Consider the following 24363-nt stretch of genomic DNA (forward strand, 5'->3'; position numbering starts at 1 on the left):
CCGACAAGGAGACTTAGATGACCAACGATCTGAACCGCCGCGGCTTTCTGGCCACGACCCTCGCTGGTGCCGGTGCACTCAGCTTTCTCGGCCCCCGGGCGCTGATGGCGCAGGAGGGCGGCACGCTGCGCTTTGCGCTGTCGACCTTCCCGCCCAGCCTTGCCGCGTGGACGTCCGCCGGAACGGCGGCGGGCACCATCAAGCTGATGATGCACCGCGGGCTGCTCAGCTACGGCCCCGACGGGATGCTGCGCGGCGAACTGGCCGAAGACTGGTCGGTGGACGACGCCGGTGTCTGGACCTTCACCCTGCGCGAGGCGCAGTGGCATGACGGCTCTCCGGTGACCTCCGAGGACGTCGCCTACACAGTCGCCGAGGTGGCAAAACCCGACAGCGCCGCCTTCCGTCAGGGCCAGATGGCACTCATCACCAAGGTCGAGACGCCCGATGCGCGCACGGTGAAGATGCACACCTCCGAACCGCTGGCCGTCCTGCCCGGCTGGTTCGCGCACTACCACATGCCGATCATCAAGGCAGGCGAAAGCCCTGAGACCGAGATCGGCGCCGGGCCCTTCACGCTCGACAGCGTCGAACGTGGCGTATCGCTGAGCCTCAAGGCCTTCGACGGCTACTATAAGGAAGGTCTGCCCAAGCTCGCCGGGGTAGAGGCCATCGTCTACGCCGACGAGAACCTTCGTGTCGCCGCGCTCGAAGCAGGCGATGTCGATCTCGCCGAATATGTCCCCTGGCAGGCCATGGCGCAGGTCGAGGAGAACGAGGCGCTGAAGCTCGACGTGACCGACGGCCCCTTCATGTACCTGACTTTCAACGGCGGCAAGGCGCCCTTCGACAATCCCAAGGTGCGGCAGGCCGTGGCCCATGCCATCAAGCGCGAAGACATCGTGGCGGCGGCCTTCTACAACCGCGGCGGCGCGCTGAACCACTTGCCGATCGCCGAAGGGTCGGAGTTCTTCAACCCAGAGCTGGCCGACGCCTGGTCCTATGACCCGGAAAAGGCGAAGGCTCTGCTGGCCGAGGCGGGTTACCCGGACGGCTTCACCTGCACCATGCTCTCGACCGCGCAATACGGCATGCACCAGTCGACCGCCGAGGTCTGCCAGGCCTACCTGTCGATGGTCGGCATCAACGTGCAGCTCGACCTGCCGGAATGGACCAGCCGGGTGAAAAAGGGCAACGAGGGTCAGTATGACCTCGCCGTCATGGGCACCACCGCCGACAACAACGATCCCGACGGTCTGGTCAACGTGCTCGACGGTTCCCTGCCCCCGTCCTTCGTGCGCAGCTACGACATGCCGACGCCCGAGATCACCGACCTGTTCGCAAAGGGCCGAGCGACCTTCGACACCGACGAGCGCAAGGCGATCTACCGCGAGCTGGAACAGGTGGCCATCGACACTGTACCGCTGGTGGGCCTCGCATGGCGCGCGCAGGGCTACGGCATGAAGGAAAACGTCACCGGCTTCTCCAACCTGCCGGGACAGCTGACCTTCTATTCCGGCATCACGCTGGAAGAAACGATGCTGGGCTGAACGCACCCCAATGGTCCGATACATCGCATACCGCAGCCTTGTCGCCATCTTCCTCGTCTGGGTGGTGGTGACGCTGGTCTTCCTCTTGCTGCACCTGATCCCCGGCGATCCGGCGGAATTGCTTCTGAGCCAGGGCAGCATGGCCGCCGACCCACAGGCGGTGGCCGCCCTGCGCGAGAAGATGGGGCTGAACGCCCCGCTGTGGCAGCAGTATCTGGACCATCTGGGGGGCGTCCTGTCCGGCGATCTCGGCGCGTCGTTCCGCGACGGCGCGCCGGTGATGGAGCAGATCGCCACCCGCCTGCCCCGCACGCTGGAGGTGATCGCGACCGCCGCCCTCCTGGCCAGTCTTGCCGGGGTGCCGCTTGGCACCTGGGCCGCGATCCGGTCCGGCGGCAAGGTGGACGGGTTCGTCTCTCTCCTCTCCTCGGCGGCGCTGTCGACGCCGGTTTTCGTCGTCGGTTCGGTCGTCATCCTGATCTTCGCGCAGGAACTGAAATGGCTGCCGGCGGGCGGCTTCGTGCCTTTCTCCGAAGATCCCGTGCAGCACCTCAAGCTGCTGATCCTCCCCGCCGGCACCGTGGCGCTGAGCCTCTGGGCCGTAATCACCCGTATGACCCGCGCCTCGGTGATTGAAGTTCTGGAACGCGACCACGTCCGCACCGCCCGCGCCAAGGGGCTGGCCCGCAACACGATCCTGCGCCGCCACGTGGTGCGCAACGCGCTGATCCCGGTGCTCACGGTCCTGGGGCTGGAGATGGGCACGCTGATCGGCGGCACGGTCCTTGTGGAGTTCGTGTTCAACTGGCCGGGGCTGTCGGGCTACCTCGTCGCCGCGGTGGACGCGCGCGACTACCCGGAGGTCGTGGGCATCGTCATGACAATCTCGGTGCTCTTCGTCTTTCTCAATCTCGTGGTGGACGTGGTGAACGCCATGCTCGACCCGCGCATCTCGCTGGTGACGTCATGAACCGCGCAACCCGCAAGCTGCTGCTGCCGGGCGGCATCATCGCCGTACTGGTGGCCGTGCTGCTTCTGGCGCCGGTCCTGCCGCTACAGGACGTGCGCGCCATGGACATCCCCAACCGCTTTGCCGGTCCTTCCGCCGCGCATTGGCTGGGACAGGACGACTTCGGACGCGACGTGCTGGCGCGGCTGATCTGGGGCGGGCGCGCCTCCCTCTTCATTGCCGTGGGTTCTGCGCTGGCAGCGGCGATCATCGGCACGGTTCTTGGCCTGCTCGGCGGCTACTTCCGCGGTTTCGTCGAAGTGCTGACGGTGCGTGCCGCCGAGATCCTGTTGTGCCTGCCGCCGCTCCTCCTCGCGCTGCTGGTCGTCACCATTCTCGGCGCCGGGACATGGCCGCTGATCCTTGCCCTGACGCTGCTCTACACGCCGAACTATGCCCGTGTCGTCTATGCCGCCACGCTGCAGGTCCGCGGGCTGGATTACGTCACCGCGCAACGGTCGATGGGGGCCTATCCGTTGACCATCCTCGGCCGGACCATCCTGCCAAACGTCATGCCGCCGCTCCTTGTGCAGATGTCGCTGGTGGTGGCCTCGGCCATGGTGATTGAAAGCGGGCTCAGTTTCCTCGGCCTCGGGGTCGTGCCGCCGACGCCGTCGTGGGGCCTGATGATACGCTCCGCACGCGGCGCGATGGAACAGGCCCCGATGCTGCTGGTCTGGCCCTCGCTGGCGCTGGCGGGAACGATCCTGACCTTCAACCTGCTTTGTGACCGCCTGCAGGAGGCGCTGGACCCGCGCGAGGTCACCCGCGGTGGCGCGCTGTGGATGCGCGCCCGGGCACGGCGACGCGCTGTCAAACCCGTGGCGCAGGCCGAGAGCGGCCCGCTGGTCGAGATCCGCGATCTGGCGATTTCGGTCGGCCACAATCCGAAGGTCGACCTCGTGCGCCGCGCCGGCCTGACCGTGATGCCGGGCGAGACGGTTGCACTGGTGGGCGAAAGCGGCTCCGGCAAGACGCTCACCAGTCTGGCGCTGCTGGGTTTGCTGCCCGACCAGCTGCGGGTGACGGCGGGCGAGATGCTCTACCGCACCCGCGATGGACAGGTGGTGAACCTCGCGGACCTCGACGAAGAAGGCTTCCGCAATCTGCGCGGCCCCGAGGTGTCGATGGTCTTCCAGGATGCCTCTGCCGCGCTGAACCCGGTGCACCGGGTCGGCGACCAACTGGCGGAGGCGCTGCGCGCCGGGGGAATGACGGACGAAGCCAAGGTTCAGACCCGCGTGGTCGAGCTGTTGCGCCACGTCGGCATTCCCGATCCCGAACGCCGCCGCCGCGCCTATCCGCACGAACTGTCCGGCGGCCAGCGGCAGCGCGCCATGATCGCACTGGCCGTGGCGAACACCCCGCGCCTTCTGGTGGCGGACGAACCGACAACCGCGCTCGACCCGACGATCCAGGCGCAGGTCCTCGACCTGTTCCGCACGCTCAAGGCCGATACGCCGGAGATGGGCCTGATCTTCGTGACCCACGACCTTGCCGTGGTCTCGGAACTGGCCGACCGGGTGGTCGTGATGTACGCGGGCGAAGTGGTCGAAACCGGCCCGGTGGCCGAAGTCTTCGCCGATCCCAAGCACCCCTACACCGCCGCGCTGATCGCCTCTGTCCCCGAGGGCGGGGCGGAGCGGCTGCGCGCCATTCCCGGCAGCGTCCCGCCGCCCTTCGCCATGCCGGAAGGCTGCCGCTTTGCACCGCGTTGCGACCATGCCTCCCCGCAGTGCAAGGCCCACGCGCCGGAGGTCAGCCGCATCGACGACGGCCGCATCACGCGTTGCATCCGCTGGAAGGAGGTCTGCTGATGTTCGACACGGCCACCAAACCCGCCCCTTTGGTCGAGGCGAACGGCCTATCCCGGAACTTCCCCAGCCGGCAGGGTATCCTCGGCCGGAGCCGCGATGTCTGGGCAGTGCGCGATGTGTCTTTGACCCTGGCACCCGGCGAAACGGTGGGTGTTGTGGGCGAAAGCGGCTGCGGCAAGTCCACGCTGGGCCGCATGATGATGGGACTGGATCGCCCGACCGAAGGCAGCGTCTCCTTCGACGGGCGCGACCTGTCCGGCCTCTCGGCAGCAGAGAAGAGGCGGCTCTCGCGGCGCATGCAGATGGTGTTCCAGGACCCCTTCGGTTCGCTTGATCCGCGCCGCACCATCGGCGCACAGATCACCGACGGGCTGCGCATCCACCGCCTCGTACCCTCGGGCGAAGTCGAGGCGGAACTGCACCGGCTGCTCGATCTCGTCGGTCTCCCGCGGGAGGCCGCCGCCCGCCGCCCGCATGCCTTTTCCGGCGGCCAGCGCCAGCGGATTGCCGTGGCGCGTGCGCTGTCGACCCGGCCGGATTTCATCGTCGCGGATGAACCCGTCTCCGCGCTCGACGTGTCGATCCAGGCGCAGGTGGTCAACCTGTTGATGGACCTGCGCGACGAACTGGACCTGGCGATGCTGTTCATCAGCCATGACCTGCACGTGGTGCGCCATCTCTGCACGCGGATCGTGGTCATGTACCTTGGCCGCATCGTCGAGGAAGGCCCCGCCGATCAGGTGTTTGCCAGCCCGGCACATCCGTACACCCGCGCGCTGCTGACCGCGACGCCCAGCATGAAACCCCGCACGCAGGGCGGCGCGCCCCGTATCCTGCCGGGGGAACTGCCAAGCCCCGCCAACCCGCCGTCGGGCTGCCCATTCCGCACCCGCTGCCCACTGGCCGAAGACGCCTGTGCCGAAGCAGTACCCGCCGCGCGCCCCATGGGACCGGGCTGGACGGCATCCTGCATCAAGGCTGCGCCCGAGGTCCTTTCATGAGCGCGCCGGTTGCGATGATCTCCGGCGGCAATCGCGGGATCGGCGCGGCGATTGCGCAGGCGTTGCACGCGCATGGCTACAGGGTGGCGCTGGGGCTGCGCCGTCCGGACAGCCTTCCGCCGGAGCTTGCCGCGCTCGACCCGCTGGTGGTGCCCTACGATGCGGCGGACACAGGGGCCGCGCGCACCTTCGTGACCGCCGTCGAGAACCGCTTTGGCCGCATCGACGCGCTGATCAACAACGCGGGCACCGGCGGACCGCTGGAACTGATGCCCGAGACGCCGCAGCCCGACGACGAGATGGAAGAGGTGCTCGACCATCTGCTGAACATCAACGTCAAGGCGCCCTTCCGGCTGACCCGCGCCGCCCTGCCCGCGCTCTGCAGGTCTGGCCGTGGCCGGGTTATCGTCCTTGCCTCGCTTTCGGGCAAGCGTGTGCTGGGCCTGAACGCTGGTTACCAGATGACCAAGCACGCCGCCGTCGCGCTGTCCCATGCAGCCCGCCGCGCCGGATGGGACAAGGGCGTGCGCGCCTGCGCCATCTGCCCGGGCTTCACCGCCACGGACATGACACTGCGCCACGACCTGCCGCGCGAAGAGATCACCCAGCCTGAGGACCTCGGGCGCCTTGTGGCCGAGATTGTCACCCTGCCCAACAGCGCCAGCGTCTCCGAACTGGCGGTGAACTGGCGCTACGAGCCGGGACTGTAATGCGCCCGGTCGTGACCGAAGTGCGGGGCGACTCCCGCCTGCCCAACGCGGTCGACCTCGTGGTGATCGGCGGTGGCATCATCGGCTGCTCTGCCGCGTTCTGGGCTGCCGAGCAGGGGCTGCGCGTGGCGCTTGTCGAAAAGGGCCGCATCGCCGGAGAGCAGTCGGGCCGCAACTGGGGCTGGGTCCGGCGCATGGGACGTGCCGCTGCCGAATACCCGCTGGGCATCGAAAGCCTGAAGCTCTGGCAGGGGCTTAATGAACGCACGGCGCGCGACACCGGCTTTCGCCGCGGGGGCATCGTCTACGCCGCCCGAACGGACCGCGAACGCGTATGGCTGGCCGGTGTCGAGGCAGAGGCCGCGCGCTTCGGCCTTGCGGTCACGAGGATGGACAAGGCCGCGCTGGCGGCAACCTTCCCCGGGGCGCGGCTGTCCGATGCCGAGGGTCTGATGACCGCCGACGATGGCCGTGCCGAACCGGCGCTGGCGGCCCCTGCGTTCGCGGAGGGTGCCCGCGACCAAGGGGCAGTGCTTCTGACCCGGTGCGCCGTACGGACGCTGGAAACGGAGGCCGGACAGGTCTCTGCCGTGGTGACGGAGCGCGGCGTGATCCGGTGCCGGGCCGTGATCCTGGCCGCCGGGGCGTGGTCGCGGCTGTTCTGCGGCAACCTCGGGATCGACCTGCCGCAGGTGCGTATCCGCAGTTCGGTGCTGCGGACGGCGCCCGTGAAGGGCGGGCCGGAACTGGCGCTCGGAAACGGGCGCTTCGGCATCCGTCCGCGTCTGGACGGCGGCTACACCGTGGCGCGCCGCGGGCGCACGCCCGTGCAGTTGACGCCGGACGTGCTGCGTCAGGCGCCGCGATTTGCCCGCGGGCTGCTGAAGAACCGGCGCGAGATTGCCCTGACGCTGGACGGCAGCCTGATCGAGGACCTGCGCACCCCGCGCACATGGCAGGGCGACGCAATCACGCCGTTCGAAGCATGCCGCGTCCTCGACCCGGAACCGCAGGGCGCCATTCTGGCGAGGGCCCTGCGCGACGTCGCGCAAGCCTTTCCGGCGCTGGACGGGGTGCAGGTACTGGAGCGCTGGGGCGGCATCATCGACGTCACGCCAGACGGTGTACCGGTGATCGACCACGCGCCCGGCCTGCCCGGACTGGTGATCGCCACCGGTTTTTCCGGACATGGCTTCGGCCTTGGTCCCGGCGCCGGTCAGCTTGCGGGGGAACTGGCCACCGGACGCACGCCTCTGGTCGATCCCGCGCCCTTCCGGCTGGATCGTTTCGGCAGCGGACGGACGCGGGCGGCACGGCAGGGTGCCATCGCACAGCCGCCAACGCCCTGACGCCACGACGAAAATTTTCTTTATCGCCGGACAATCCCTTTGAATTGGACGGCAGACCGTCACCCGGCTTCACTGAAGCCAAAGAGCGATACGAAAAACGCAGGAGCGCATTCATGATCGAAAAGATCCGCATGGCCGAACTGACCTCGGAAGAGGCGCGTCAGCACCTGACCGCCGAGGCTGTCGTCCTGCTTCCGATGGGGTCTCTCGAGGATCAGGGCATCCATGCGCCGATGGGCGACTACCTCGCCGCCGACCTCATGGCGGTCGAGATTGCCAAGGCCGCCCGCGCCGATGGTGTCGCGACCTTCGTCGCCCCGGTCATACCTTTCGGCGGGCGCGACTATTTCGACAGCAGCCATGGCGGCATCTCGATCAGCCACGCCACGCTGTGCGGGATCCTCGACGACATGTTCGCGTGCCTGAACCGCCACGGCATCCGCAAGGTGATGATCGTCAACGGGCACGGCGGCAACGTGCCCGCGATCACCGAGGTCACGCTGCGCTGGCGGCAGAAGGCCGGGTTGTTCGTTCCGTCGATGTACCTCTGGCAGGTGGCCTACGGCGAACTGCCGGGTCTGATCGGCAAGGAGCAGGCGGCGAAATCCTCCGGCCACGGCGGCGACCCTCTGACCTCGGTCGGCCTGCACTTCTACCCCGACATCCTGCGCGCGGACCTGATCCGCAAGGCGCCCGAAGGCGCCGCGATCAAGGGCATGGCGATTTCCGGTTTCAACAGCGTGTCGATCGACGGCGCCAAGATCCAGGTGCCGATCGAGGCGCTCGAAGCGACGGAAACCGGGGCCTTCGGCTGCGATCCGACCCTGTGCTCGGCCGAGACCGGCGAAAAGCTGGTGGCGCGGCTTGCCGCCATCGGCGCGACGCTTGTGCGCGATCACGTAGCCCCGGGCCTGCACGACTGAGTTTCACCCGCGGACCGGTCGACACCGTAACCGCACCCCCAAAGGGCTGACGTCATCCACAGACCATCACGAACCGGGCAAACCGGTCGGTCAGCCCCCCAACATGGAGAGACGAAGATGACCAAGACACTGCGACTGACCCTGACGACAGCGATGGCGATCGCGCTTGCCGGCCCCGCGCTGGCCGAAACGACTTGGCGCATGGCGACCAAGATGCCGGTGGACAGCCCCGAAGGGCAGGTCTTTGCCAAGTTCGCCGAACTGACCGAGGAATACACCGGCGGCGAGCTGAAGATCGACGTTTTCCCGAACGAGCAGCTCGGCAAGGAAGACGCCGTTCTTGAGCAGCTTCAGGCCAACATCGTCCAGATCTACGCCGAAGGCTTCGGCTACCTGAAGAAGTGGGAGCCGGCGCTGGCCTGGGTCGCCGCCGCATTCGCCTTCGACGATTTCGACCACTGGCAGCGCTTCATGACGTCGGACACCGTGACGGCCTGGTTCGACAATGCCGCCGAGCAATCCGGCGTGCGGCCTCTGGGCGACCCGACGCGCGTGCTGCGCGGACCCTACCGCGTGATGGTCTCGAACGTGCCCATCGAAAGCGCCGCCGACATCGAAGGCATCAAGCTCCGGATGCACGAGAACAAGGTCGCCATCGAGACATGGGACCACCTTGGCGCCGAGGTCATCACCCTGCCCTGGACCGAGGTTTACCAGGGGATCTCCAAGAGCATCGTGGAGGCGGTGAACTCCCCCATCGCGCTGGTGGAATCCATGCGCTTCAACGAGGTCGCCCCCTACATCACCCGTCACGACGAATACTGGCAGTCGATCGGCTTCATGGTGAACGAGGACGCGCTTGCGGCGCTGGACGAGGAAACCCGCGCAGGTCTGATGAAGGCCTACGAGGAAACCGGCGACTACTCGCAGGAAGTGATGTTCGGCGTCGCCGATGAAAGCATCAAGCGCATGGAAGAGGCCGGGGCCACCTTCACCGTGCTCGACACCGCACCTCTGGTCGAGAAGATGCAGAGCTTCTACGCCGCCATGGCCGAAAGCGGCGAACTGCCCGAGGGCTTCATGGACGCGGTCGAGGCCAGCCGGACACCCAGCCAGTGACCCCCTACGACTACATGCCGGAGGGCCCGCTGCAGCGGGCCCTCAACCGGATCGACCGGCTGAACTGGGATCTGGGCGGCATCTTCCTGTGGCTGTCCAACGCTTGCCTGCTGGTCATGCTGGGGCTGACCGTGGCGACCATCATCCTGCGGCCGCTCAGCCTCGCGGCCTACTGGATGTGGCCGTGGACGATGGTTTTCTTCATCTGGCTCAGCTTCTTCGGTTTCTTTGCCATGTACGCCCGGCTGAAGGACGTGCGCGTCGACTTCATCGCCGGACTGTTCGGCCCCATCGGCATGGCGGTCACACGGGTGTTGTCGGACGCCGCCACCCTGACGGTCACGGGCGTGTTGCTCTGGCAATTGCCGCAGGTCATCGCCACTTCGCGCGGGGTTTATGACGGCGCGATCCTGCCCGCCGGTTTCGAGCTGCCGCGGCTGGCCCTGTCGATCCCGCTCTTCATCTCGGCTGCGCTGGTGGCGATCACCGCGCTGATCGACCTCGCCAAGATGGCCTCGGGGATGCCCGAGAACGTCGCCGACCACCACCCGGAGAGCTGACACATGGCCTGGATCCTGATCGGAACCTTCATTGCGCTGATCCTCGTGCGGGTGCCCGTGTCGATCGCCATCGGCGCGGCGACGGTGCTGACCTTCGCGACATCCGACTTCTCCTCGGCCATGCAGATCATCCCGCAGCAGATGCTGGAGGGGGTGAACAAGGCCTCGCTGACCGCCGTGCCCTTCTTCATCATGGCCGGGAACCTGATGAATGCGACCGGTGTGACCGAACGCATCTTTGCCTTCGCCAACGCACTGGTCGGCCACCTCAAGGCCGGGCTGGCGCAGGTCAACATTCTGTCGTCGATGATCTTTGCCGGCATTTCCGGCGCCGCCGTCGCCGATTGCGCGGGCCTTGGCGCCATCGAGATCAAGGCGATGCGAGAACGTGGCTACAAGCCCGACTTCGCCGCCGCGATCACCGTGGCCTCGTCGGTCATCGGGCCGCTCATCCCGCCGTCCATCGGGCTGGTGATCTATGCCTTCCTCGCCCAGCAGAGCATCGAGCGGATGTTCCTTGCAGGTCTGGTGCCGGGCATCACCGTCGGACTGGCGCTGATGCTCTATGTCCGGCTGCGCGCCGGTTTCGAGGAATTCCCTACCCAGCCGCGCGCCACGCCGCGGGAGGTGGTCGGCACAGCGCGCCACGGCTTTGCTGCGCTGGTGGCCCCGGCGATCATCCTCGGAAGCATCCTTTTCGGGTTCGTCACCGCGACCGAGGCCGGCGTGCTCGCCTGCGTCTACTGCATCTTCCTGGGCATCTGGTATCGCGAGCTGACGCTGGCCAAGTTCAAACAGGCGCTGTCGGACACGGCCATGATGACCTCTGTCATCATGATCATCATCGCGTTTTCCATCGCGATGGGCTGGCTTCTGGCCATCGACCAGACGCCGCAGAAACTGGCTGACTGGACCTTCTCGCTGACCGAGAACCGCAACGTGTTCCTGGCGCTGCTGCTGGTCTTCATCATCCTCGTCGGCTGCGTCGTCGAGGGCGTTCCGGCCAAGCTGATCCTCGTGCCGACGCTGCTGCCGCTGATCGACGCCTACGGCATCGACCGCGTGCACTTCGGCATCATCATCCAGCTCGGTCTGCTGATCGGTATCGCCACCCCGCCCATGGGCATCGGCCTCTACATCGTTTCGGAGGTCGGTCGCGTCCGCTTCGAAAAGGTGACGATGGCAGTACTGCCCATGCTTCTTCCGCTCTTCGCCGTGCTGATCCTGCTGACCTACGTGCCGCAGATCGTGACCTTCCTGCCCGACCTCGTCTTGGGCAAGCAATAAGGACTGACCATGACCAACCTGACCTACAAGATGAATCCGATGCCCGCTGCGATCCCGCAGGACAAGCTGAACCGGCTGGCGAAACTGGAAACTGCCACCATCGGGCATTTCTACCACTTCGGTTTTGCCGCGCCCGCCATCCAGCCGGTGCTGCCGGGCAAGGTGGTGGCGGCGACGGTGGCCACGCTGGCGATCCCGGGTCACGATTCCACGCTGCTGCACCATTGCCTCAGCCAGTGCGGGCCGGGCTACTTCCTCGCGGTCGACCGGCTGGGTGACACGAAATACGCCTGCTGGGGCGGTGGCGTCACCCGCATGGCAGCGATGATCGGGCTTGAGGGCGGTTGCGTCGACGGTCCGCACACCGACACCGCCGAGATCGCGGAACAGGATTTTGCCATGTGGTCGCGCGGACCCTCCCCGGTGACCACGCGGCTATACAACTCCGGTGGCGGCTTCAACATCCCGGTCTCGATCGGCGGGGCCGCCGTTCTGCCCGGTTACGCGGTGCTGGCCGACGACAGCGGCGTGCTGTTCATCGCGCCCGAGGACCTCGACGCCGTGCTGGAAGAAGGTGAGCTGAAGACAGAGCGCGGCCGCGTCAACGAGGCAAAGGTGACCGAGGGCACACACCTTGGCCAGCTCTCCGGCGCCACGAAGATGGTCGAGGGGAAACTGGGGCAGTAAGCCTCAGACCCCCTCGATGAACGTGGCATGGCGCGGATGATTCCGACACCACTCCTCCGCGCATTCGCGCGCAAGGTCGAGCACCAGGCGGACCTGCTTGCGCCGTGCCCGGTTGGCATAGGTGCAGGCAAGGTCGAGCGGCGGGATCTCGTCGGTCACGCTCAGCTGCACCAGCCGGCCATCCGCCAGCTCTTCCTCGACCCCGATGAGGGCCAGCGCCGAGGCGCCGTACCCCAGCCGCAGCATTTCGTACATCGTCGCCAGCGAGTTGCCGTAGTGCCGCGCCCCGCGTTGCGAGCGCATCTCCTCGATGATCTCGGCCACCGGGTTCCACATCGGAGAGGTCTTGGGATAAAGCACCAACGGCAGGTTGCGCAGCGCCTCGGGTGTCATCGGCTGCGGCACGCCTTCCACAAGGTCTGGGCGCGCCACCCATCCGACCGCGAACCGGGTTGTGAATTCCGCCTCGGGCACGCGGTCGCCGCTGGCGGTGAAGGCCAGGTCCAGCGTGCCCGCGTCGATGAAACGCGCCAGTTGCAGGTCAGAGCTGGAATAGACGTCCAGCGTCAGTTCCGGATGGTCGTCGCGCACCCGCTGCAACAGCACCGGACCCCAGGTCAGCGCCGCCATGCCGGCCAGCCCGATGGCCAGCCGCTGCTTGTGCTTGTCGAGCAGCCGCGTGTTCATGGTCTCGCGCAGGTTCAGGAACTGCAGCGCGAAATCGGCCACCTCGATCCCCTGATCGGTCAGCCGGAAGCTGGGCGCGGTCCGGTCGATCAGGGTCTTGCCCAAGTCGTTTTCCAGCGACTGGATCCGCGCCGAGACCGCCGGCTGCGTCAGGCCCAGCCTCTGTGCGGTCTGGCGATAGTTCTGGATCTGGCTGAGCCAGTAGAAAGCTTCCAGCTGCTTGAAATTCATCCCCCTACCCCATGATGCGAACGAAGAAGGACAGTCCCATGAAAGCCGTCGTCTACCTGCCCGTCGAAGACAAGACCCAGTGGTGGGTCGAGATGTTGCAAAGCCTCCTGCCGGGTTGGGAGGTAACGTCGATGGACGATCCGGGCGATCCCGCCAGTGTCGATTTCGCCGTGGTCTGGCGCCCGCGCACCGGCGATCTGGCGCAGTTCCCGAACCTCAGGGCTATCGTCTCGATCGGCGCGGGGATCGACCACGTGCTCGCCGACAAGGAGCTGCCGGCCGGTGTGCCGATCATCCGCACCGTGGGCACGGACCTGACACAGCGGATGCGTGAATACGTTGCCCTGCACGTCCTGCGCCACCACCGCGACATGCCGCGCCAGTTGCAGGCCCAGGCAGAGGCCGACTGGCATGCCATCGTCGTGCCGGTGGCGCCGAACCGGACGGTGGGTGTGATGGGGCTGGGCAACCTCGGCGCCGCGGCGGCGCAGACCCTGGCTGGGCTGGGCTTTGACACCCGCGGCTGGTCGAAGTCGCATAAGGAGATCGACGGCGTGACCTGCTTTGCCGGGACCGAGGGGCTCGACGCCTTCCTCGACGGGTGCGAGATCCTCGTGAACCTCCTGCCGCTGACCGACGAGACACGCGGCATCCTCTCTGCCAGCCTCTTTGCCAAGCTGCCGAAAGAGGCCTGCGTCATCAACTGCGCACGCGGCCCGCATCTGGTCGACGAGGACCTTCTTGCGGCGCTGGACGGGGGGCAAGTGAAACAGGCGACGCTCGACGTCTTCCACCAGGAACCGCTGCCCGCGGACCATCCCTTCTGGAACCACCGCAAGATCACCGTCACGCCCCACGTCGCCTCCCAGATTGACGCGGGCACCGGCGGGCGCCTCATTGCCGCCAACCTGCTGGAATTTGCGAAGACCGGCACCTGCAACGACGTGGCCGACGCGGCGCGCGGCTACTGACCGATGCCTTTGCCGAGGGGCGGCATCAGACATGCTGCCCCCCGTTCACGTCGATGGAGCTTCCGTTGACATAGGACGCCTCCCCCGAGCAAAGGAACAGCACCACGCGGGCGACCTCGTCGGGCTGGCCGAGCCGCCGCATCGGGATCAGGCGGGCCATGTCCTCGGTTCCGGGCGACAGGATTTCCGTCTCGATCTCGCCCGGAGTGACCATGTTCACCCGGACGCCGCGCGGCCCAAGCTCTGCCGCGGCCTCCCGGGTCAGCGTCGCAAGGGCGGCCTTCGAACAGGCGTAGGCGGTGCCCGCAAAGGGATGCACGCGCGTGCCGACGATGGAGCCGACGTTGACCACCGCACCCTGCGCGCGCTCCAGCTCCGGCAACAGGTCGCGCATCAGCGCCGCCGGTCCGATCAGGTTCACGTTCATGACGTGGTGCCAGATCTCGTCGCTGCTGGCGGCCACACCTAGGCGCTGCCCCTCCGGCCCCTTGGGCGAGATCCCGGCATTGTTGACGATGGCGTTGAGCCCGGTCTCGACCAGGGCCTCGCGCAGCCGCGCGACGAGGTCAGCACGGGCTGCGGGATCGGCCAGGTCCCCCTGGAAGTGATCGGACGTGCCCGCGTGCCACGGGCAGCGCGCATCGAAGGCAGTGCGGGAGACTGTCAGGACCCGCCAGCCGGCAGCCTGGAACAGCTTGACGGTGGCGTGGCCAATACCCCGGCTGGCCCCGGTAAGCAAAAGCGTCTTCTGTGCCATCATGTCCCTTTCAGGGATAAGGTCGCGTCAGATATGGAATGAGACACCGGCATCCGCCAGCCCGCCCCCCATGGCGGAAACGGTGCCGTCGGCGCGCCAGCAGGCGGCCCCGGTCATCGCGCCGTCCGGATCGAAGGCGATGGCGTTCATGCCACCGCCGATATGCGGAACAAGCTGGACCTCGTGCCCCTTCGCCTCCAGCGCCGCGCGGTGATGCGCGTAGTCGGGTTCGAGTTCGACATGCGCACCTTCGGTCCAGATCCGCGGTGCCTCCACCGCCTGCTGCGGGCTCATCCCGAAGTCGATCAGGTTGACGATCGCCTGCATGGCAGAGGGGAAGATCCGCAGCGCGCCTGGCAGCCCCAGGGCAAAGCGCGGCGCACCGTCCTTCAGCACCATCATCGGCGCCATGGAGGTCGGCACCCGCTTGCCCGGTTCGATGGACAGCGCATTACCGGGATGCGGGTCGAAGTTGTACATGTAGTTGTTGGGGATGATCCCTGTGCCCGGCACCATGATCCGCGCCCCGAACAGCCCGTTGATCGTGTGCGTGGCCGACACCACAAAACCGTCGCGGTCGGCCACGGTGACATGGGTGGTGTTCCGGCTCTCATAGCCCGGCGGCACCTGCCCTGCCCCGCCCACATCGCGCAGACGGGCACGGCAGTCGCTGCCATAGTTCTTCGAGGTCAGCTTCTCGACCGGGATGTCGACGAACTCCGGATCGCCCGAGGCGGCCCGGCGATCCTCGAAGCCCACGCGGATCACCTCTGCCAGCAGGTGCAGCCGTTCCGCGCTGTCGAAGCCCATGGCGGCCAGGTCGTAGCCTTCAAGCATGTTCAGCATCTGTGTGACATGCACCCCGGACGAGGCAGGCGGCGGCGGTCCGGCGATCTGGAAGCCGCGATAGGTGCCGAAGATCGCATCCCGTTCCCGCGCCTCGTAGGTGCGCAGGTCTTCCAGCGAAACGCTGCCTTCGTCGCCCAGCCTCTCGACCAGCGCCGCCCCCAGCGCGCCGCCATGCAGCGCGGCGTCGCCTTCGCGGGCGATCAGGCGCAGGCTTTCGGCATAGTCGCCCCGCACCAGCCGGTGCCCCGGTGCGGCGGGCGTGCCGTCCGGAAGGAACTGCGCGGCGATTACGGGATCGCGGGCGAGGTCCTCTGCGTGGCGCTGGATCGTGCCGTTCAGGTAGGCGGTGACGCGGAAACCGGCCTCTGCCAGCCGGATCGCCGGGGCGATGACGTCTTCGAACGGCAACGCGCCATGGGCCGCCTGCATCGCGCACCATCCGCGCAGATTGCCCGGCACCGCGACGGAGGCCGGGCCGACCAGGTTACGGCGGCCCTCCGTCTCCATGTAGTCGGGCAGCCGGTCCGAGACCGGGCGAAACATGTCCGGCCGGGCAGAGGCGCCCGCGTGCGACAGGCAGTCATAGACCACGTGACGCCCGTCGGGTGTGCGCAGATGCGCCACGCCACCGCCCGCGATGCCGACCATCATCGGCTCAACCACGGTCAGCGCCAGCAGCGCGGCAACGGCGGCGTCCACCGCATTGCCCCCGGCGGCCATGATCTCGTGACCGGCGGCGCTGCCCAGCGGGTGGTTCGTGACGACAACCCCGGCGGAACCGCTGGCCGGGGCCTTGCGGCAGACGAAGGGCAAAGAGGTCGGATCGGTCATGTCTGTTCCTCGGAGATCAAGGCGTTGTCAGGGTCGGTACCGCAGCCTCAAGCACCTCGACGAAGGCGCGGGCAGCCTCCGTCAGCGGGCGGCGGGCGGGTTCGAGAAGGTAGAGGCTGCGCCAGAGGTCAAGCCCTTCAATCGGCACGAAGCGGATGTCGGGGTCGCGGAACAGCAGGACCGCGTTTCTGGGCAGCAGGGCGACGCCCAGACCTGCCCGCACGAGGCACAGTTGCGCGATGGTCGAATGGGCGGTCAGGCGAGGCGACAGGAAGTCACGCGGGATCGCCGGGCTGTCGGTCAGCAGTTGCTGTGTGCCGGTCTGCGCGTCCAGCCCGATCAGGCTGTCGGCGTCGATCTCGTCCAGCGCCACGCTGTCACGCCCGGCAAAGGCATGGTCCGACGGGCAGGCCAGCCCGACCTGATCACGCAGGATGGCACGCTGACGCAGGTCCGGGGATCGTTGCGCGCGCCCGGCGATGGCGATGTCGAGCCGCCCTTCCGCCACCATGATCGCCAGCCGCTCGGCAATGTCGTCATGCAGCATGCAGCGGATGCCCGCACGTCCGGCAAGGAAGTCAGACAGCAGCGGCGCCAGCAGTTCCGAGATCGCAGAGGGCGACGCGCCGAGATGCAGCGTGCCGCTTTCCAGCCCGGCGCGGGCGCGCAGCCGGTCAACCGCGCGCTCCATCCCGGCAATCAGCGGCGCGGTGTCGTCGAGGAAGTCCTGACCCAGCGGCGTGATGGATGGCGGGCGGGTGCGCCGGTCGAAAAGCGGCGCACCGATGTCGGCCTCCAACTGCCGTACAAGTTCCGACAGGGCCGAGGGAACGACACCCAGTGTCTCGGCGGCCGCACTGAAGGACCCTTGCGTCGCAACCGCATGCAAGGCGCGCAGGTGGCGAAAGTTGATGTTCATTTTGACTGATGCAACTTCCATGTTGTTCGGAATTTATGATACTAATCGATGTAACGCAACGATTTCCGACAATGAGACCGCCCCGATGACCGAGACCCCCACGAACTGGCAGGCAAGCGCCGAAGAATTGGGCGCGCTGACCGAAGCCCTGCGTGAGGCCGGCTTCTGTGGGGAGCTGGAGACGGACAGCGCGCTGCGCGAGGCGATGTCCACCGACAACTCTGTCTATCGGATCCGTCCCGACCTCGTGGCCGCGCCCCGCGACGCAGCCGACATGGCCACGCTCGTCGCGGTCATGGACAGGCCCAGGTTCCAGCGCGTGCCCATGACGGCCCGCGGCGGCGGGACGGGCACCAACGGGCAGTCGCTGAACAACGGTGTCGTGGTGGACACCCGGCGGCACATGCACCGGCTTCTGCACCTCGACGTGGATAACGGATGGGCCGATGTCGAACCCGGTCTGGTGCTGGACGACCTGAACGCGCAGATCAGGCACAGCGAGTGGTTCTTCGCGCCCGAAACCTCGACCTCCACACGCTGCACCATCGGCGGCATGGTCAGCACCGATGCCTCTGGCAAGGGCTCGCGCGTGTACGGCAAGACCTCCGACAACCTTCTGGGGCTAGAGATCGCGCGCCCCGAAGGCCTGCTGTTCAGTGGCGATCCGGCGCCCGACTGGGCCGCGCCACTGCTGGCCGGGGCAGAGCGGGCGGCGCGCAGCGGGCGCGCAGCCTTCGTCGCAGCGACGCCCGACCTCAACCGCCGCTTCACCGGATACGATCTGGAACGCGCCTGCCCCGAAGGCGGGGGTTTCGAATGGTGGCGGCTGTTTCCCGGTTCCGAGGGGACGCTGGCCCCCATCACCCGTATCCGTGTGAAGCTGCGCCGGATCGAGGCGGAGAAGCGCCTGATCCTTGCCGGGTTCGACAGCTTCTCTGCCGCGCTTTCTGCCGCCGTCCCCTTGGGTGCGGGGGCCCCGACCGCCGTCGAGGTGATGGACGAGCGCACTCAGGGCCTTGCCGCCACGGCCGGCCTGCTGGGCGACCTGCCACCGGCGCTGAGCGCCCCGGGCATCGCGCCGGTCTTCATCGAAGTGAACGGGGACGACGCGGCAGAGGTCGAGGCGCGCGTCGCGGCGATCCTGAGGATCCTTGACAACCTGCCCGGGCTGCGCGGCACCCATCTTGCTGCGGACCGCGACGAGATCCGCAGGCTTTGGGCGGTACGTTCCGCCGGGGTGGGCCTACTGGGCCGGACAGAGGGGCGCGCCCGGCCGGTGGCCTTTGTCGAAGACGCCGTGGTGCCCCCGGAGAACCTCGCTGCTTTCCTCGAAGAGTTCCTCGCCGTGCTCGACGGCTTTGGCCTCTCCTACGGCATTTACGGCCATGCGGATGTCGGCTGCCTGCACGTCCGGCCGGCGCTGGACATCGACAGCATCAACGACCGCAAGGCACTTGCCGAGGTGTCGGACGCGGTCTTTGCCCTGACCCGCAAGCATGGCGGGATCTTCTGGGGGGAGCACGGCAAGGGGGTCCGGGGCGTCTACCTGCGCGACTGGATCGGGGATGAGGCCTATGGCGCGCTTCAGGCGGTCAAGGCGGCGTTCGACCCGGCAGGTCGCATGAACCCGGGCAAGCTCGTCGCCCCGCCAGAGCACCTGATGGGCATCTCCACCACGCCGTTCCGCCCGTTCAACGCGCCCGAGGGCGACGGGCTGGAGCGGGCGTTCCGCTGCAACGGCAATGCGCAATGCCTGTCCTATGCCGCGAGCGTGCCCATGTGCCCGTCGTTCAAGGCAACGGCAGACCTTCGCCACAGCCCCAAGGGCCGGGCCGATGCATTGCGCGCCTGGCACGAGGCGCGTCAACACGAGGCACCGGATGCGCTCGCCCGGCGAGAGGCGGACCTCTACGCGGTGCTCGACACCTGTCTCGGCTGCAAGGCCTGCGCCACGACCTGCCCCGTGCAGGTCGACATTCCCGACATGAAGTCGCAGTTCCTCGCCGATTATCACGCCCGTCACCCGCGTGGGCTGACCGAGCGGCTGACACTGCTGGCGGAGCGCCTCAGCCCTATGGCGGTCCGGCTGGCGCCGGTGGCGGCCCCGCTCTGGCCCGCGCTGCGGCCCTTGGTCCAGCGCGTGACCGGCCTCGTCGATCTGCCGGAACGATTGGCGCGCGCTTTGCCCCGCGCGGCATATCTGTCGGCCCGGGAGCTGGAAGCACCGCTCCCGAAGGACACCGTAATCCTCGTGCAGGACTGGTTCACCGCGCTCTTTGACGAAGCGGCCCAGAGGCAGGCGGTGGCGGGATTGCGGGCACTGGGGTATGCGCCAAGGCTGCTCACCATGCGCCCGGCGGGCAAGGCGGCGCTGGCGGCGGGCGACCTGTCCGGGTTCCGCCGTATGGCAAGTCGGCAGGCCGCGCTGCTGACACAGGCGGCGGCAACCGGCGCGCCGTTGCTGGCGCTGGACCCGGCCTACGCCATGATGCTGCGACAGGAGTATGTGCGCGCCGGTATCGCCCTGCCGGACGTGAAGATGCCGCAGGAGTTCCTCTCGGCCGAAATCGCATCCGGGCGCAGTTTCCCCAAGGCGGCGGCACCCCGTGCACGGCTGCTGGGCCATTGCACCGAAACCAGCGCATCGCCCGGCAGCCGCGCCACATGGCGCAGCGTGTTCGAAGCGCTTGGCGTGACGCTCGAAGTGCCGGAGACCGGTTGCTGCGGCATGGCGGGGCTTTTCGGCCACCAGAAGCGCCACCAAGAAGTCTCGACCCGCCTGTTCGATGCCTCATGGAAGGACAACGTCGCCGACGACATTCCCACGGCCGCTACGGGATTTTCCTGCCGCAGCCAGACAGAGCGGCTGGCCGGACGGCACCTGACGCACCCGCTGGGGCTGATCGCGGAACTGCTGGAGCCGGAACGCCCGGCCAGACCACTGTGACCAGCGCTGTCAGCGAGCAACCTTTGATGAATTTCATTGGCTGACCAGACAGCGTCCGGTCCGGGTTACCGAGGGCACCTCGGCCAGACGGGAAACAGACTACCCAACTCAAGACTGCAGACTCATGTGTTGGGTGAGGGACCGGGAGGGAGCAGGTGAAGACCGTCTCGCGCGACCGTCGTTGAAGACGCCGCGACCGGCGCCGGCGATTGTCCAAACGGTTACCGGCACCGTCCCCACACTGCAAAAGAACGAAATCTCACAGTTTGACGGAACGGACCCGCCTGCGAGCCGTTCAACCTTAAAGGGCCTCATTCAAGTGGCCCTCAACGCGCGCGCAAGCAACAGGAGGTCGCATGTCCGATTTGACTGCCCCGCCCGATCACACCGAACGCCACGAGACCGTATGGGGAGTAAAGCTTCTGGGCTGGATCAGCGTTCTGCTCGGTGCCGTCATTCTCGCCGGGGGGGTCTGGCTCATCCTGCTTGGCGGAAGCTGGTACTACGGGCTCGCCGGGCTCGGCCTGCTGGTGACCGGCATTCTTCTCAACCGGTACATGATGGAAGCGGTCTGGACATACCTTGCGGTCTGGATCGGCACGGTGGCCTGGGCATGGTGGGAAGTCGGCGCGGACTGGTGGGCCCAGGTGCCACGCCTCGTTGCGCCCACCCTGATCCTCGTTCTCCTGCTGCTGTGCATTCCTGCACTGTCTCGGCACGCCTCGAAATTCTGACAACGGCAGGTTCCTCATGACACGCCATTTTTCAATCGTAACAGCCGCGCTTCTGGCCGGCGCTTTTCCCCTCCAGGCACAACAGGCCCCTGCGCCGCAGCAGGAAACTGTGGCTCCCGAAGCCGTCGATGACACAGCAGAACAGACCACCTCGCCTGATGAGACATCCGAAAGGTCGGACCAAGCAGACGAAGAGACGGGCCAGGCAGATGCCGGGCAGTACGCCGCGCCGCGTCCCCAACCGCAGGTTGGTGCGGACTGGCCCTTCTGGGGCGGTGACGCGCAGGCCACCCGCTATTCGCCGTTGGACCAGATCACTCCCGAAAACGTCAGTCAGCTCGAAGAAGTCTTCACCTTCCACACCGGCGACCTGCCCGAGGGCACGGCGGAAGGGAAGTATTCGCCCGAGGTCACGCCGCTCAAGATTGGCGACGACCTCCTGATGTGCTCCGCCATGAATATCCTGGTCTCCGTGAATGCCGAGACCGGAGAGGAGAACTGGCGCTTCGATCCGGGCGTTCCGAACGAGGCCATCCCCTACGGTGCCACGTGCCGGGGCGTTTCTGCCTATACCGATCCCAGTGCGGCCGAGGGGGATGCCTGCGCGACGCGCGTGATCCAGGCGACGCTCGACGCGAAACTGGTCGCCGTTGACATGGAAACCGGCAAGCCTTGCGAGGACTTCGGCGAAAATGGCACCGTCGACCTGTGGCAGGACATCGGCGAACGTGTGCCCGGCTGGTACGCCGTGACCGCGCCACCGGCCATCGTCCGCGGGATCATCGTCACCGGCGCCCAAGTGAAGGACGGTCAGGCGGAGGACGCGCCGTCAGGCGTCGTACGCGGCTATGACGCCGTCACCGGCGAGCTGGCTTGGGCATGGGATCTTGCCGCGCCTGAGCAGAACCGCAACGGTCCGCCCGAGGGCGAGGTCTATACGCGCGGCACGCCCAACATGTGGACTACGGCGGTCGCGGACGAAGAGCTGGGCTATGTCTATCTGCCGCTCGGCAATTCCTCAGTCGACTACTACGGCTCCAACCGGAGCGAAGTGGAAAACGAGTACGCCACGTCTCTGGTCGCGCTCGACGCCACCACGGGCGAGGAGGTCTGGCACTTCCAGACCGTGCGGCACGATGTGTGGGATTACGACCTCGGCAGCCAAGCGACGCTGCTGGACTACCAAGGCACGGCCGCCGTGCTGCTGCCGTCGAAACAGGGCGACATCTACATCCTGGACCGCGAGACGGGCGAGCCGCTGACCCCGGTCGGAGAACTGACCGACCGGCCGAAAGGCGAGGTCGAGCCCGACTACATCTCGGACACCCAGCCGATCAGCGAATGGCACACGCTGCGCAAACCTGCGCTGGAAGAGAAGGACATGTGGGGCTTCACCCCCATCGACCAGCTCTGGTGCCGCATCCAGTATCGCCGCGCGAACTATCAGGGCTTCTTCACCCCGCCGTCTTCGGACAAGCCGTGGATCCAGTATCCGGGCTACAACGGCGGGTCCGACTGGGGCTCAGTCGCGGTGGACACCGAACGCGGGATCATCGTCGCGAACTACAACGACGTGCCGAACTACAACCGGCTTGTGCCGCGTGACGAAGTGACGTCGAAAGCGATCAACCGTCAGACAGGCGAGGAGAAAGCCGGGGGCGGCGCCGAGGGCGCAGCCGATCCGCAGGAGGGTTCGCCCTATGGGATCTCGGTCAACGCCGGCTGGCGCAACACCGGGACAGGCGTGCCCTGCACCCGTCCGCCCTATGGCGGCATCCGCGCAATCGACCTCGAGACGGGAGAGACGATCTGGGACCGCCCGCTTGGCACCGCCCGGCGCAATGGCCCGTTCGGCATCCCGTCCTTCCTGCCCTTCGACATCGGCACGCCGAACAACGGCGGCTCGGTGGTGACAGCAGGCGGTCTGGTCTTCATCGCTGCGGCGACGGACAACCTGTTCCGCGCCATCGACATCGAGACGGGCGAGACCCTATGGTCCACCGTGCTGCCGGCAGGCGGTCAGGCCAACCCGATCACCTACGAAGCGGGTGGCCGACAGTACGTGATGGTCACGGCGATGGGCCACCACTTCATGGAGACGCCCGTGGGCGACGAGGTGATCGCCTGGGCCCTGCCCGAAGACTGAGGCCAACTATCCGCACCTTAGGGCTTGCCCTTCAACGGCTCCGGTTACTTACCGGGGCCGTTCTTCTTCCGGTCCGTGCGACCCCACTCATGAGGATGCGCGGCACGCCTCCCCCTCTCTCGACTCGCAGTTGTTCTGATCTCGGGCGGATGAGATAAACTTGGCCAAGGTTCTCGGGCACGCGAGCTGCTCGCAGTGGTTGTGCCATCGAACCTACCAGACCGGCGGCGTCGTCACCCACATAACCCGGCTCTGCTCATTGCAGAGGTTACGGAAACGGTGCGGACGGCGGCTTTCGAAGTGGAAGGCATCGCCCTCTGCCAGCACAAAGCGGTCGTCGTCCACCCAGAGCTCCAGCTTGCCGCGGAGCACCACGCCGCATTCCTCGCCTTCATGCGCATAGGATTCCTCGCCCGAGCTGCCGCCCGGATCGAGAACGATCTCCATCACCTGCAGGGCGCCCTGATCGTGGACGGTCAGGAAAGACTTCACCATGCCCTTGTCGCCGAAATCGACGGTGCGCCGCCGTGCCTCGCGCACGATGATGCCATCCTCGCGGCTTGTGCCGTCACTCTCGGCGAAGAGGGACAGGAAAGGAATGCCGATCACCTCGCAGATGGCGCGAAGGTTGCGGATCGACGGTGAGGAGATGCCGCGTTCGATTTGGCTGAGAAGCCCCGTCGAGATGCCCACCCCCTCGGCCACGGTCTGAAGCGACAGCCCGCGCCCCTTGCGTGCCTGCCGCACCGCCTCACCGAGCGAGGTGTCATCCATTCCGCTCATTGGATCGGAGAGCAGTTTTGCTTCATTTTCGACTGGGGGCATCGGCGAATCTTCACTCCGGTGAAATCATTGTCAGCCACTTGGCCGACCGGACCTTCGCCTGTTTAAACGCTTCCGAACGAAAAATGAAGAAAAACAATCGACAACTCAGCCTTATTTCAGGAGCGTGAAGATTTTCTCGCAAGTCGGTTGCGTCTTGGCATTTCTTCATTATCGTGAAGGTCACAAACCAGCCGCGTCACATTCCCCGTCCATAGCTGTGGCGCCAGAAAACAGGGAAACTACAGATGACCATCCGCAAAATTGCCCTGGCCGGTGCGCTTGCGCTCTGCGCCACCCAATCCTTCGCCGAGGATTGAACCGCGCCGGGTTTGCCGGAGGCTCCAACTCATGAGTAGGATGGAGCATCATGACAAAGACAACGAACAAGTATTCACCAGAAGTGCGCGAGCGCGCCGTGCGGATGGTAATGGATGGCACCGGGCAGCATGAAAGC

At 66.8% G+C, this 24363-nt stretch carries 20 protein-coding genes; 15 read left to right on the forward strand and 5 right to left on the reverse strand.

Annotated features, from left to right (window positions below):
* Nucleotides 1–17: 17 nt before the first annotated feature.
* The 11 genes from ACU0DV_RS25130 (at nucleotide 18) to ACU0DV_RS25180 (ending at nucleotide 12012) form a co-directional block, all read left to right on the forward strand.
* A complete protein-coding gene (locus tag ACU0DV_RS25130) occupies nucleotides 18–1550 on the forward strand; it encodes an ABC transporter substrate-binding protein (protein ID WP_446241954.1) in 1533 nt (510 codons plus the stop codon).
* Between the two features lie 10 nt (nucleotides 1551–1560).
* A complete protein-coding gene (locus ACU0DV_RS25135) occupies nucleotides 1561–2520 on the forward strand; it encodes an ABC transporter permease (protein ID WP_100931132.1) in 960 nt (319 codons plus the stop codon).
* A complete protein-coding gene (locus ACU0DV_RS25140; protein ID WP_446241953.1) occupies nucleotides 2517–4376 on the forward strand; it encodes a dipeptide/oligopeptide/nickel ABC transporter permease/ATP-binding protein in 1860 nt (619 codons plus the stop codon). Before ACU0DV_RS25135 ends, ACU0DV_RS25140 begins: the two co-directional genes overlap by 4 nt.
* Nucleotides 4376–5377, forward strand: a complete 1002-nt coding sequence (locus tag ACU0DV_RS25145) for an ABC transporter ATP-binding protein (RefSeq protein ID WP_446241952.1) — start codon at nucleotides 4376–4378, stop codon at nucleotides 5375–5377. The genes ACU0DV_RS25140 and ACU0DV_RS25145 overlap by 1 nt, the downstream gene beginning before the upstream one ends.
* Nucleotides 5374–6087 carry an SDR family NAD(P)-dependent oxidoreductase gene (locus ACU0DV_RS25150; protein WP_446241951.1) on the forward strand — a complete coding sequence of 238 codons (714 nt, stop codon included), beginning with the start codon at nucleotides 5374–5376 and terminating at the stop codon, nucleotides 6085–6087. The genes ACU0DV_RS25145 and ACU0DV_RS25150 overlap by 4 nt, the downstream gene beginning before the upstream one ends.
* Nucleotides 6087–7436, forward strand: a complete 1350-nt coding sequence (locus ACU0DV_RS25155) for an NAD(P)/FAD-dependent oxidoreductase (protein ID WP_446241950.1) — start codon at nucleotides 6087–6089, stop codon at nucleotides 7434–7436. Before ACU0DV_RS25150 ends, ACU0DV_RS25155 begins: the two co-directional genes overlap by 1 nt.
* 113 nt (nucleotides 7437–7549) lie before the next feature.
* A complete protein-coding gene (locus ACU0DV_RS25160) occupies nucleotides 7550–8359 on the forward strand; it encodes a creatininase family protein (protein WP_370310732.1) in 810 nt (269 codons plus the stop codon).
* Between the two features lie 117 nt (nucleotides 8360–8476).
* Nucleotides 8477–9478, forward strand: a complete 1002-nt coding sequence (locus ACU0DV_RS25165; protein ID WP_370312768.1) for a TRAP transporter substrate-binding protein — start codon at nucleotides 8477–8479, stop codon at nucleotides 9476–9478.
* Nucleotides 9475–10038 (forward strand): TRAP transporter small permease, encoded by a 564-nt coding sequence (locus tag ACU0DV_RS25170; RefSeq protein ID WP_100931125.1) that lies wholly within the window; start codon nucleotides 9475–9477, stop codon nucleotides 10036–10038. The genes ACU0DV_RS25165 and ACU0DV_RS25170 overlap by 4 nt, the downstream gene beginning before the upstream one ends.
* A gap of 3 nt (nucleotides 10039–10041) precedes the next feature.
* Nucleotides 10042–11325 carry a TRAP transporter large permease gene (locus tag ACU0DV_RS25175; protein WP_370312766.1) on the forward strand — a complete coding sequence of 428 codons (1284 nt, stop codon included), beginning with the start codon at nucleotides 10042–10044 and terminating at the stop codon, nucleotides 11323–11325.
* A 9-nt stretch (nucleotides 11326–11334) separates the two neighbouring features.
* Complete coding sequence (locus ACU0DV_RS25180) at nucleotides 11335–12012, forward strand: RraA family protein (RefSeq protein WP_446241949.1); 678 nt, start codon at nucleotides 11335–11337, stop codon at nucleotides 12010–12012.
* A gap of 3 nt (nucleotides 12013–12015) precedes the next feature.
* On the opposite strand, the gene ACU0DV_RS25185 is transcribed toward ACU0DV_RS25180, so the two are convergent.
* Nucleotides 12016–12930 (reverse strand): LysR family transcriptional regulator, encoded by a 915-nt coding sequence (locus ACU0DV_RS25185; protein WP_370310681.1) that lies wholly within the window; start codon nucleotides 12928–12930, stop codon nucleotides 12016–12018.
* Between the two features lie 38 nt (nucleotides 12931–12968).
* Here ACU0DV_RS25185 and ACU0DV_RS25190 point away from each other — a divergent pair, with 38 nt between their 5' ends.
* Complete coding sequence (locus ACU0DV_RS25190) at nucleotides 12969–13901, forward strand: 2-hydroxyacid dehydrogenase (protein ID WP_446241948.1); 933 nt, start codon at nucleotides 12969–12971, stop codon at nucleotides 13899–13901.
* A gap of 25 nt (nucleotides 13902–13926) precedes the next feature.
* On the opposite strand, the gene ACU0DV_RS25195 is transcribed toward ACU0DV_RS25190, so the two are convergent.
* Genes ACU0DV_RS25195 through ACU0DV_RS25205 form a run of 3 tightly spaced genes read right to left on the reverse strand, consistent with a single transcriptional unit; the run spans nucleotide 13927 to nucleotide 17257 of the window.
* Nucleotides 13927–14661: an SDR family NAD(P)-dependent oxidoreductase gene (locus ACU0DV_RS25195; protein ID WP_446241947.1), complete on the reverse strand. Its 735-nt coding sequence runs from the start codon at nucleotides 14659–14661 to the stop codon at nucleotides 13927–13929.
* 24 nt (nucleotides 14662–14685) lie between these two features.
* Nucleotides 14686–16338: a gamma-glutamyltransferase gene (gene ggt, locus ACU0DV_RS25200; protein WP_446241946.1), complete on the reverse strand. Its 1653-nt coding sequence runs from the start codon at nucleotides 16336–16338 to the stop codon at nucleotides 14686–14688.
* A gap of 16 nt (nucleotides 16339–16354) precedes the next feature.
* A complete protein-coding gene (locus ACU0DV_RS25205) occupies nucleotides 16355–17257 on the reverse strand; it encodes a LysR family transcriptional regulator (RefSeq protein WP_446241945.1) in 903 nt (300 codons plus the stop codon).
* 85 nt (nucleotides 17258–17342) lie between these two features.
* Here ACU0DV_RS25205 and ACU0DV_RS25210 point away from each other — a divergent pair, with 85 nt between their 5' ends.
* The 3 genes from ACU0DV_RS25210 to ACU0DV_RS25220 all read left to right on the forward strand — a co-directional run bounded on the left by ACU0DV_RS25210 (nucleotide 17343) and on the right by ACU0DV_RS25220 (nucleotide 23084).
* The gene (locus tag ACU0DV_RS25210; RefSeq protein WP_446241944.1) at nucleotides 17343–20204 is read left to right on the forward strand and encodes an FAD-binding and (Fe-S)-binding domain-containing protein; all 2862 of its coding nucleotides are present in this window, start codon (nucleotides 17343–17345) and stop codon (nucleotides 20202–20204) included.
* A 356-nt stretch (nucleotides 20205–20560) separates the two neighbouring features.
* Entirely contained in the window at nucleotides 20561–20938 is a 378-nt protein-coding gene (locus tag ACU0DV_RS25215; RefSeq protein ID WP_370310687.1) for a glucose dehydrogenase, read from the forward strand.
* A 16-nt stretch (nucleotides 20939–20954) separates the two neighbouring features.
* Nucleotides 20955–23084 (forward strand): pyrroloquinoline quinone-dependent dehydrogenase, encoded by a 2130-nt coding sequence (locus ACU0DV_RS25220; RefSeq protein WP_446241943.1) that lies wholly within the window; start codon nucleotides 20955–20957, stop codon nucleotides 23082–23084.
* Nucleotides 23085–23297: 213 nt separating this feature from the next.
* On the opposite strand, the gene ACU0DV_RS25225 is transcribed toward ACU0DV_RS25220, so the two are convergent.
* Nucleotides 23298–23858 carry a cupin domain-containing protein gene (locus ACU0DV_RS25225; RefSeq protein WP_446241942.1) on the reverse strand — a complete coding sequence of 187 codons (561 nt, stop codon included), beginning with the start codon at nucleotides 23856–23858 and terminating at the stop codon, nucleotides 23298–23300.
* Between the last annotated feature and the right edge of the window lie 505 nt (nucleotides 23859–24363).

It is taken from the genome of Sagittula sp. (assembly GCF_052825245.1).